Annotated in this window: 14 protein-coding genes; 3 read left to right on the top strand and 11 right to left on the bottom strand. The window is 41.4% G+C overall.

What is annotated here, in order from left to right:
- The 3 genes from B151_RS19350 to B151_RS20245 all read left to right on the top strand — a co-directional run.
- On the top strand, nucleotides 1-473 hold a 473-nt coding region (locus B151_RS19350), incomplete at its 5' end, for a T9SS type A sorting domain-containing protein (RefSeq protein WP_342665922.1).
- 161 nt (nucleotides 474-634) lie between these two features.
- Nucleotides 635-880, top strand: coding sequence for a hypothetical protein (locus tag B151_RS0103595; RefSeq protein WP_020402234.1), 246 nt, complete (start codon nucleotides 635-637; stop codon nucleotides 878-880).
- Nucleotides 881-1,037: 157 nt separating this feature from the next.
- Nucleotides 1,038-1,328 carry a hypothetical protein gene (locus tag B151_RS20245; protein ID WP_157470663.1) on the top strand — a complete coding sequence of 97 codons (291 nt, stop codon included), beginning with the start codon at nucleotides 1,038-1,040 and terminating at the stop codon, nucleotides 1,326-1,328.
- Nucleotides 1,329-1,349: 21 nt separating this feature from the next.
- Here B151_RS20245 and B151_RS0103585 read toward each other — a convergent pair whose 3' ends face one another.
- From B151_RS0103585 to B151_RS0103535, 11 genes are all read right to left on the bottom strand, one after another.
- The gene (locus B151_RS0103585; protein ID WP_020402232.1) at nucleotides 1,350-1,679 is read right to left on the bottom strand and encodes an ASCH domain-containing protein; all 330 of its coding nucleotides are present in this window, start codon (nucleotides 1,677-1,679) and stop codon (nucleotides 1,350-1,352) included.
- A 15-nt stretch (nucleotides 1,680-1,694) separates the two neighbouring features.
- Nucleotides 1,695-1,937 (bottom strand): hypothetical protein, encoded by a 243-nt coding sequence (locus tag B151_RS0103580; RefSeq protein WP_020402231.1) that lies wholly within the window; start codon nucleotides 1,935-1,937, stop codon nucleotides 1,695-1,697.
- A gap of 415 nt (nucleotides 1,938-2,352) precedes the next feature.
- A complete protein-coding gene (locus B151_RS19345; RefSeq protein WP_020402230.1) occupies nucleotides 2,353-5,136 on the bottom strand; it encodes a hypothetical protein in 2,784 nt (927 codons plus the stop codon).
- A 228-nt stretch (nucleotides 5,137-5,364) separates the two neighbouring features.
- Nucleotides 5,365-5,574, bottom strand: a complete 210-nt coding sequence (locus B151_RS0103570) for a hypothetical protein (RefSeq protein WP_020402229.1) — start codon at nucleotides 5,572-5,574, stop codon at nucleotides 5,365-5,367.
- Nucleotides 5,575-5,740: 166 nt separating this feature from the next.
- Nucleotides 5,741-6,163, bottom strand: a complete 423-nt coding sequence (locus B151_RS0103565; RefSeq protein WP_020402228.1) for a hypothetical protein — start codon at nucleotides 6,161-6,163, stop codon at nucleotides 5,741-5,743.
- A 2-nt stretch (nucleotides 6,164-6,165) separates the two neighbouring features.
- Nucleotides 6,166-6,489 carry a hypothetical protein gene (locus B151_RS0103560; protein WP_020402227.1) on the bottom strand — a complete coding sequence of 108 codons (324 nt, stop codon included), beginning with the start codon at nucleotides 6,487-6,489 and terminating at the stop codon, nucleotides 6,166-6,168.
- Nucleotides 6,490-6,507: 18 nt separating this feature from the next.
- A complete protein-coding gene (locus tag B151_RS0103555) occupies nucleotides 6,508-6,816 on the bottom strand; it encodes a hypothetical protein (protein WP_020402226.1) in 309 nt (102 codons plus the stop codon).
- Nucleotides 6,813-7,061 carry a hypothetical protein gene (locus tag B151_RS0103550; RefSeq protein ID WP_020402225.1) on the bottom strand — a complete coding sequence of 83 codons (249 nt, stop codon included), beginning with the start codon at nucleotides 7,059-7,061 and terminating at the stop codon, nucleotides 6,813-6,815. The genes B151_RS0103555 and B151_RS0103550 overlap by 4 nt, the downstream gene beginning before the upstream one ends.
- Nucleotides 7,058-7,312 (bottom strand): hypothetical protein, encoded by a 255-nt coding sequence (locus B151_RS0103545; protein WP_020402224.1) that lies wholly within the window; start codon nucleotides 7,310-7,312, stop codon nucleotides 7,058-7,060. The genes B151_RS0103550 and B151_RS0103545 overlap by 4 nt, the downstream gene beginning before the upstream one ends.
- The gene (locus B151_RS0103540; RefSeq protein ID WP_157470661.1) at nucleotides 7,305-7,787 is read right to left on the bottom strand and encodes a hypothetical protein; all 483 of its coding nucleotides are present in this window, start codon (nucleotides 7,785-7,787) and stop codon (nucleotides 7,305-7,307) included. The genes B151_RS0103545 and B151_RS0103540 overlap by 8 nt, the downstream gene beginning before the upstream one ends.
- Entirely contained in the window at nucleotides 7,754-8,311 is a 558-nt protein-coding gene (locus tag B151_RS0103535) for a nucleotidyltransferase family protein (RefSeq protein WP_020402222.1), read from the bottom strand. The genes B151_RS0103540 and B151_RS0103535 overlap by 34 nt, the downstream gene beginning before the upstream one ends.

Below are 8,311 nucleotides of genomic sequence, written 5' to 3'. Positions count from 1 at the left end.
TTTTATTGTCTGACGGAGACAGTTTCCGGGATAAAAATTGGAATAACGTCACCGATGCAAAAGCCTCTTACTGGCTGACACAGCCGAGTTCAAACTTCAATTTTGATCAGGTCAAATTCCTTACCAGCGGTGACTTCTATTCACCTATTTTTCATGTATCAAATTCCCAACCGAAAAATACTTCAAATGCAATAGATTTTGAAACACCATTGCAATTTAATCTTTCTCAAAATTATCCCAATCCCTTTAACCCCATCACCCATATACAATATGGATTGCCCGCAAGTGGTTTTGTAAAATTGGAAGTATTCAACATTAAAGGTCAAAAAGTTGCCACTCTGCTTGACGAAAGAAAATCAGCCGGGTTACATAAAGTAACTTTCGATGCATCAAACCTTGCCTCCGGTCTCTACATTTACCGTATCCAAGCAGGCAATCATGTAGAAACCAAAAGATTTATCTTGATAAAATAAATATTTAAAAAAATAACATAACAAGGCAAATTAAGCGGATGCAGACAGGTCTTAATAGAGTTATTTTTTATAAATTTACTCTTGAGTTTTAAAATAGTCTACAATTTCCGCGCCGCTTATTTGCCGGGTTTTTAGGCTTTTTAATTAATTGATAAAATATCATGGCAAGATCATTTCAAGAACTACGGAAATTAACAAAAAAAGAATTGATTGAGGAGTATGACAAAATAGCTACGTCAACACGAGCTGGTCTTAGTTTTTTGGCTGACGAAATTCAACGTCGTGAGAATCAAGAAACAAATGATAGAATTGTTAAACTAACTGCTCAAATGAAGAATTTAACTATAGCTATAACCTTTTTGACAATTGTAAATCTCATAGTTCTAATCTTGGATAAAATATCTTAAAGAGAATATTTGGTATAAAAGAACAGCCTGAGCAGCAAATTAATATTGATGGCAGTTCAGGTCCGGAAAAGATTCCTGAACATATTCTGAACTTTGAAGGCAACGAATTATGGGAGGTTTATGAGTCAGGAGAGTTTTGATGGTATACGAAATGGCAATGAAAGCAGCCTATATAAATGGACAAGGGAAATACGTGTACTGCAACTTAGAGGGCCAAAAATTTTTAACAGCAGGTCGAAAAATCATACCTACTTTTATTACCACATTGCAAAATTGCATAGAGGAACTTGAAAAAACGGAGCTTCAAGTTCATAGTGACTTCGTGAAGATGAATATTACGATCTATCAAACATATGATTTACCCAGACATCCCCAGGATATTTGGCACAAACAGCTAAGAAAAAGGCTTTTTGAAAAAAGTGAGAAATCTCAGTGTAGAGAGTTTTGAGCTATACTCTCTATTACATTCTTAACTTACATACACAAACTCTATCCTATTCACCGGCTCTGTAGCCTCACAGCCATAGTGATCGGTAAGCATGGCTACAAAGTCGGCCGGTTCATAGTCCGGGAAACCTTCTGCGATGCAATCTCCTTTGGTTATGGCATTCAACGGTTCTTTCCGAACATCGGTGATCCGGATCCGGCAGAGCTTATTTACCTTCTCCCCTTTTCTCAATCCCATGCATTTCTCACAGGCATTGACAATATCACCGGGCTTTAAAAACCACCACCCGAACCGGCGGGTTACGGTTTTCTGCCGGTTCTTTATTTGACGGGTAGTTAAAGCAAAACTCATATTCCTGGGCATAACTTATTTCTCCACCATTTTTTGAATGATCTGATCTACTTCCTCTTTTTTCACCGTAAGCAGACTTCGCCGTTTTTTCCGGAAGTTAATGGCCCTGGGCTTGGGATTGAGCAATGGGCGAATGCAATCATAGAACAGGCTGCTTTTCATCCCAATACGGTATTCTACATATACCTGGGCTTGAGTGATTGTCATTAATGATAGTCTGTCCAGTTCTTCAAATGTGAAATCGTCTTTTGTGGCCATTGGGTGTTTATTGTATTTGAGAGGTTGGGGTTTGGGATAACGGTTGATTAATACTCTTCCTTATTATTTTAAAGCACATATTACATACAGTATCTCATTTTTCGGGAAAATCCTGCAGAATAACTTGGGGCGGTTTTAAAATCTAACCTTCTAACCATTTTTCTTAAGTATTTGTTAATATTGCCTTATTTATGGTTAGAATTATGGTTAGAAATGCCTTTTGATTTCTAACCAAATTCAGACCGTCTAACCTTGTTCTAACCACTTTCTAACCCTTTTCTAACCATACATCTAACCAAGAAATATTTATTTAAAAACATGTACTTAGATATTGTTAAAAAAGGCATGGTTAGAAAATTATTCATTTTTCAGTGTTATTTGTTCTGCGTGAGAAAATCATGGTAAAATTTTTTAGCTAAAACGGGATATCTTCCTCATTATCTAAGTTCTGTAAGTTATCGTATAGCTTTGGGCTTTCAGTAGCTTTCCGGACGGCTTCCCAACTCTCCTGGGGAACCATAAATATGTCTTTAAGTTGGTTTGTTTCGTCCAACTGATCATACCGGATGATATAGCTATGCATGGCTTTATTTACTTCCACAACATCGTTATGGCGATCAAAATATTTACCGTACCATTTCTTGGTTCCTTTCTCGTAGCCACCGCATTCAATTAAGTATTCGGTAAGGATATCCTTGAACTGGCCATTACTGACCGCTTTATCCCGTTTAAATTCTACATAAGATTCATAGATCTGCCCGAGATTGATGTATAGCTCATTACTGTTGTTGTTATAAAAGTAGTGCCACACATGTTTGATCCGTCCACTGGATGCCATATAAGCCAACTGACTGAGAACTGCATTTTCCTGCTCATTTTCTTTGGCCGCTGCAAACCTGGTAAGCAGTTCACTTTCCACAAACTTTCTGAAAACCGGATCTTCCCCGAAAATGAGTTCGTAACAGCCCAAAAGCCGGGTGTAATTATCTGTGAGCCGGTGTTCAGCTACATATTTTTTAGGATCTGCTTCTACTATTTTATCAAGCCGGTCTTTGAGATCAGTATATAGGCTACGGACATTCTTTTTCAGCTGATCCCTCTTTTCATCGGTTTGGTTGGTTAGTATATAGGTTGTGATCCTGCTAAGGCTGTCCAGGTTGTTTTCAAACCACTCGAACAGTTCATTATCATTTGATCGATACTCTTTTTTATACTCAAAATAGATCACACGGCTTTCCGTGGCATCGGCTTGATCTACATCCAGGTTGATACGAAAGTTTGACGTTAAACTAAGTGTACTGCGGATGGGTGTGAATTTATTCCTTCCGGCCCTGTCCACATCGGAAACCGTCCGGCTGGTCTTATGGTAGTACCCATTTATATTCTGATAGTCGATTCCGGATTTACTGGCATTCGATATTTCGGGATTGTATTCATCATAGCAAACCGGCAGTTGCGAGAAGTGTCCCATTTGGTTCTCGATGGCCGCAATGGTTACTGAGTTCCCTTTTAGCTCTTTGGTTTTATGAAGTCCGAAAAATGCCCTTAAGAATGTGTTGAAATAAGTGGTTTTCCCCGTTCCTTTCGGTCCATAGACATAAAGCATTACTGTATGCCCATTCATATCGTTGGCGTAATAGAGTTGCTTTTCGTATAGGTGATAGACTACATAGGCTAACAAGATCTTGGCGTAATTCTTGGCCCGTCCGGAAGGATCACCACCACCAATCAGCTGCAGCAGCTTCCCTTTCACTTCTCCCAGGAATTCCCCGGCGTTGTCCAGATCGGTTTTGATCATAGGGACCAACTGTTCTTTTTCTTTGGGCGATTCATACAGAGGAAGAGAGAAACCGGTATGTTCATCCACGATAAATTCTTCTGCTTCATTTGGACCAATGACTTTAGCCGGTTCCTCTTTGAATGGCGGACAGATCAGGGCATTCCCGAATAACCAATACGGCCGGGGGTTGTGATCCTTGGATTGAATAAAACCTACGTGATCGGGCCGGCGTACAATAGGTTTATCAAATTCACTTAGCAGCCATTTGAATATGGAAAGGGGCTTCACATGATCACGGCTCTTTTGGATGATCTCTCCCATGGTATAGGGCCGGATGGCTTTATAGAAGCTCCGAACATCATCCAGACTTTCCGGAAGCACTTCAATGGTATCTGTTTTGCGAAGTTTACCCCGCAACCGCTCACGTATGTTGATATAAAAGATACGGCCTTGGCGGTCGTCTTTTACAATGGAATTGATATCTATGGCAAAATCGGCAACCAATCGTTGATCATCGGTCATTGCATAGATCTTATGATCTTCCTCAAAGAAATAATTATTCAGATTTCGAACGCTATCATCTAACGCCTGCTCCCCTTCCATCCCAACTACTGCCAGGGCATCATCTTTGGAGGAAAGTTCATCGGTATTGAAAGCCAGTTCCAGGAGTTCATCTTTGGTTCCACCGTCCATAAGCCAATCAGAAACGTCCTGTTTATTTTTGAGTCCCGGAAGCTGCAAGATCCGGACGGTTTTGGCAATGCCAATTATGTTCTCGGTTACATTGACCGCATGTTCCCGTCCCGGATCATCATTATCCGGAAGAATAATTACATCGGCTCCTTTGAAAAACTCATTATACGAGTCCAGCCATTTCCCTGCTCCCATTGGAACAGTGGTTGCTACCAAATCCCGATTGCCCAGAGCTTCAACATCCTTTTCCCCTTCACATAGAAATATGGGTTTGCCTTCTTTTACTGCTTCTATCACTTCCGGAAGATTATAGATCACTCGGCGAACACCTTTTAAACTCCATGAATAAGATCCATCTTTCTGTTGTACCCGTTGCCTGAACTTTTTCGGATGAAAGCGCACGGCCTCAAACAGTACATTATCTTTTTCATCCCGGTATGGATAGGTGGCCACAATCCGGGACTGCTGTTTTTTGCCGGTTTTCCGTTGATCCTCCGGATACAAGACACCAAAATTTAATCCCAGGGCTTTCAAAATATCACCGGCCTCACAACCGGCATGGCATTGAACGGTGATCTTTCCGGAATCCTGTTCCTTCCAGGTTACCGATGGATTGTTATCATCATGGCAAGGGCATTGAGTTTGAACATAGCCTTGGCGGTGATCAACCTTTAAACCAAGGGCGTGAATTTCATCAAGTATGCGTTGCAATCGGGTTGAGGTCAAGGTACTGCGTATTTAAAATTGGTGGTTGATTTTCACCCCGTTCGCGCCAGCTTTTTTGCCCGTAATGTTTGAACTCTTTTGGGGGTGCGGGGGCTTTACGGGTTCTTTTGGGCTTACTTTTAGTTAAGGTCAATCGCTGATCGCGATTGGTTTATTTTTAAATGACTTTACCGGATAGAAAGGCAGCGGGGCAATTTCTTATATACCGCCGCTGCTTATTGGGATTGGTTATGAAACCGTCCAGTGCTCCTGTCCTTCCTCTGCATAGTTGTAGTGAGGCACGGTTTTGGGAACGGCTTGGTTTTTACCAGGATAGAATACAGACAAATGAGTTCGTTCATCATTTCCCGCTGTTATAATTGCCGCGTACTTATTGCCGCCTGCATCTACAAAGCATACGTTGCGACTTAGTTTTGCTGATTGTTTTTTCTTAGCCATGGCTTTGGATTTATGATTGGTTATTGATGATTAGGGCATTTATACCCAAATCAGGGTTTAAAGTCCTTAGAGGGCAAAATTCGGCTTTCATATTTGGCCGTAGAGCAAAGATCTTGAATTCAGAAAGGGTGAGCATTGATATAAAATCAGGGATTTATCATTGCTATCACTTACAATACCTCATTTCGTATTGGCGGATCATATTTGCGATTTCGGTATGCTGGCCGGCTTCATGAATTGGGTCTATATCGGGGATCATTGACAAATGCTGTTCATGCATACTTCGCTGAATTCTGGAAGGATAAAAGAGGCCCTCACTGTTATTGATTACCTCGATCAAATAGAACCGTTCTTCATCACTGATCTCCATTTCACTATTGAGCACATTCCATACATGAGAAGCAGCTTGATTCTTCATCTTGTCCCACACTTCACCGGAAATAGTTTCATACTTATAGGCTTTTAGATCCTGCAGTAGATCGAGCAATACTTTACGGTCTGTCATATCCAGTGGGAATTTTGCTTGCAGCTTACGCCGTGCTTTATGTAACGCCCTGATATCAATTCGCAATGATTTTGCTTTAAGCATCCTTAGTCCTCCAATTTTGCTACGGTGAAGCCTTGCTGCTCCAGGATCTCTTTCATCTTCTGAATACGGTGTTGACGAATCATATCCGCCTCTTCCTCGGTTACATATTGTCCATCAAAATTCACGTCCTCTACATCAATACCTTCATCCCATCGGTTCACTACAATATCTTTTTCCAGGTATGGCGGCTTCCAGTTAGTGTCTGGAATTTCCAAATTCACTTTCACCGGAATTTCACCCCGATTCAGATCTTTAGCTGCGCGGTGGGTTTTTACCATGCGCTCCACTTTGCTATTGCTGACGATTAGGTAGAATGTGTCTTTCATTGTTCAGTGGTTTTCGGATTAAAAACCGGAAGCCTTTACGGCCTCCGGTTCAGTGTTAATCAACTCACCTTGATTAGTATTAGGTGATGTTTCGTCCTTGCCAGAACGTTCTTTTTGAATGGCCGCTTGAAGCCGCAACATCCAATTTGTTTCAATAACCTCTACCCTTTGCTTTACCGCTTTCATGAGCGTGGCCAACTCTCCAAAGGTTATTTCATTGGGATCATTTGAGCCCTGAGCAATCTCAATCACTTCATCCAGTTTCTCAGCCTGAACCAAAAATGAGGCGATGGCTAACAGATCTATTTGTTGTTCTTGAACAGTCATGCTGCTAACCCCTCAAACTGAAGTCTCAAATTCTCCTGGGCTGGAACGCCCAATGGCCGTTGATGTTCAAATTGCCGTATATCGTTGGCAATCAACTGAATTTGTTCATTGGTCAGGTCGGGAGAATCGCCTTGCCGGTCAAACCAATTGTACACATTGATCCAGGTATCTCCGGAATATTCATAATGCACTTCAAGCAGGGAGCTTATCCCCTCAATGGTCATATAGGTATAGTATTGGTTCATGCGGTTGGGGTTTGTTTGGTCGTTTCTTTTTTGATATCAGAGCGTTTGATCACTCCGATTTTGTGCAGGCCGGCATCGAAAATCACAAAATCGAGTACATCACTTGCTACTTCTATTCCTGCCTTCTTATAGGTTTTTTTATGGTTTTGGAGCATAATTAAACCTATTTGAGTGATTCCAAATCGCTTTTGAGCTGCGCGTACAACGGCAGCTAATAGGTTGCTGTCTATATAGGCTATACTGTTACTCATGGATCTGTGGGTTTAAAACCGCCCGGCTGTTCAGAACCGGACGGTTGTTTTTTCGGGGTACAAATGAGGTCTTAGAGACCTGCGTTAAAGGGAACATTCCATCAAATAACCAACACCCTATCACCTGGTCAGTAAAACGGGTTCTTTCTTCCACAAGCAAGAGGATTGCCCCTGGTTCAATGGTGTTGTAATAATCTTTAGGAACGCGAATGTGGTAAATAGCGCTGCCTTTTTTTAGAATGAGGATATGCGGGAAATCGCCGGACTTTTTTGGGGCCTGTAAGGTTTTCCCCACCACTTCACCGGTGGTATTAGCTTTCTTGGTAGATAATTCAAAATCAAGGACCACAAAGGTTGCAATAAATACAAGCAAAATTACTATGGCCACAATAAGCCGAATAAATAATGGGCTTGGTTCTATGATTAGATCGTATTCCGGATTCATTTTCGCGCCTCCGGTTTTACGTAGTTCCATCCCAGGAATTCAAAGAATTCGAGTTCTGTCCGGAATGGCCCTGCTTGCTCTCCTGTTTTTCCGTGGATCAGTTTGCCATCTATGCCGTGGTATCCAAGATCTACCCATCGGGCAGCCATCTTTTTACTGTAATTTTCGGGGCCGGTACGGATCGCTAACATTCGGCCAAATTCTTCGACGGTAGTCATAAACAGGTCTACTGTTACCCCGTTTTGGTACACAAACTGATAGTACTTTGGGCCGCCTTTCAATACGTACAAACTTCTATCGGCATTATCTTCAATCCAGTCTATAACTTGATTTCTCATGAATTTTTTAGGAAATAAATCAACCAGAATGTTGACTTCTTTATGCTTAGGTACACATACAATTTCGATATCCTTTACATACGGCTGCTTGCGTCTTACCGAACCGGCGATCTCAAATTCATCACAAAGTGATTCTAACTGAAACTTAAGCTCGGTAGCTCTCATTTTGGCAACCCCCAATGAAATGGGGTCATAATTACATACGTGGATATTCAT

Origin of the sequence: Gracilimonas tropica DSM 19535 (genome assembly GCF_000375425.1) — a bacterium.
Classification (GTDB): domain Bacteria; phylum Bacteroidota; class Rhodothermia; order Balneolales; family Balneolaceae; genus Gracilimonas; species Gracilimonas tropica.
Note: the sequence above shows the minus strand (reverse complement) of the source record. Positions and strands in the feature narration are given on the sequence as shown.

Coding starts and splice junctions, on each gene's coding strand:
- B151_RS0103595 (WP_020402234.1), top strand. CDS start 635: ATGGCAAGATCATTTCAAGAACTACGGAAATTAACAAAAAAAGAATTG.
- B151_RS20245 (WP_157470663.1), top strand. CDS start 1,038: ATGAAAGCAGCCTATATAAATGGACAAGGGAAATACGTGTACTGCAAC.
- B151_RS0103585 (WP_020402232.1), bottom strand. CDS start 1,679: ATGAGTTTTGCTTTAACTACCCGTCAAATAAAGAACCGGCAGAAAACC.
- B151_RS0103580 (WP_020402231.1), bottom strand. CDS start 1,937: ATGGCCACAAAAGACGATTTCACATTTGAAGAACTGGACAGACTATCA.
- B151_RS0103570 (WP_020402229.1), bottom strand. CDS start 5,574: ATGGCTAAGAAAAAACAATCAGCAAAACTAAGTCGCAACGTATGCTTT.
- B151_RS0103565 (WP_020402228.1), bottom strand. CDS start 6,163: ATGCTTAAAGCAAAATCATTGCGAATTGATATCAGGGCGTTACATAAA.
- B151_RS0103560 (WP_020402227.1), bottom strand. CDS start 6,489: ATGAAAGACACATTCTACCTAATCGTCAGCAATAGCAAAGTGGAGCGC.
- B151_RS0103555 (WP_020402226.1), bottom strand. CDS start 6,816: ATGACTGTTCAAGAACAACAAATAGATCTGTTAGCCATCGCCTCATTT.
- B151_RS0103550 (WP_020402225.1), bottom strand. CDS start 7,061: ATGAACCAATACTATACCTATATGACCATTGAGGGGATAAGCTCCCTG.
- B151_RS0103545 (WP_020402224.1), bottom strand. CDS start 7,312: ATGAGTAACAGTATAGCCTATATAGACAGCAACCTATTAGCTGCCGTT.
- B151_RS0103540 (WP_157470661.1), bottom strand. CDS start 7,787: ATGGAACTACGTAAAACCGGAGGCGCGAAAATGAATCCGGAATACGAT.
- B151_RS0103535 (WP_020402222.1), bottom strand. CDS start 8,311: ATGAATATCCACGTATGTAATTATGACCCCATTTCATTGGGGGTTGCC.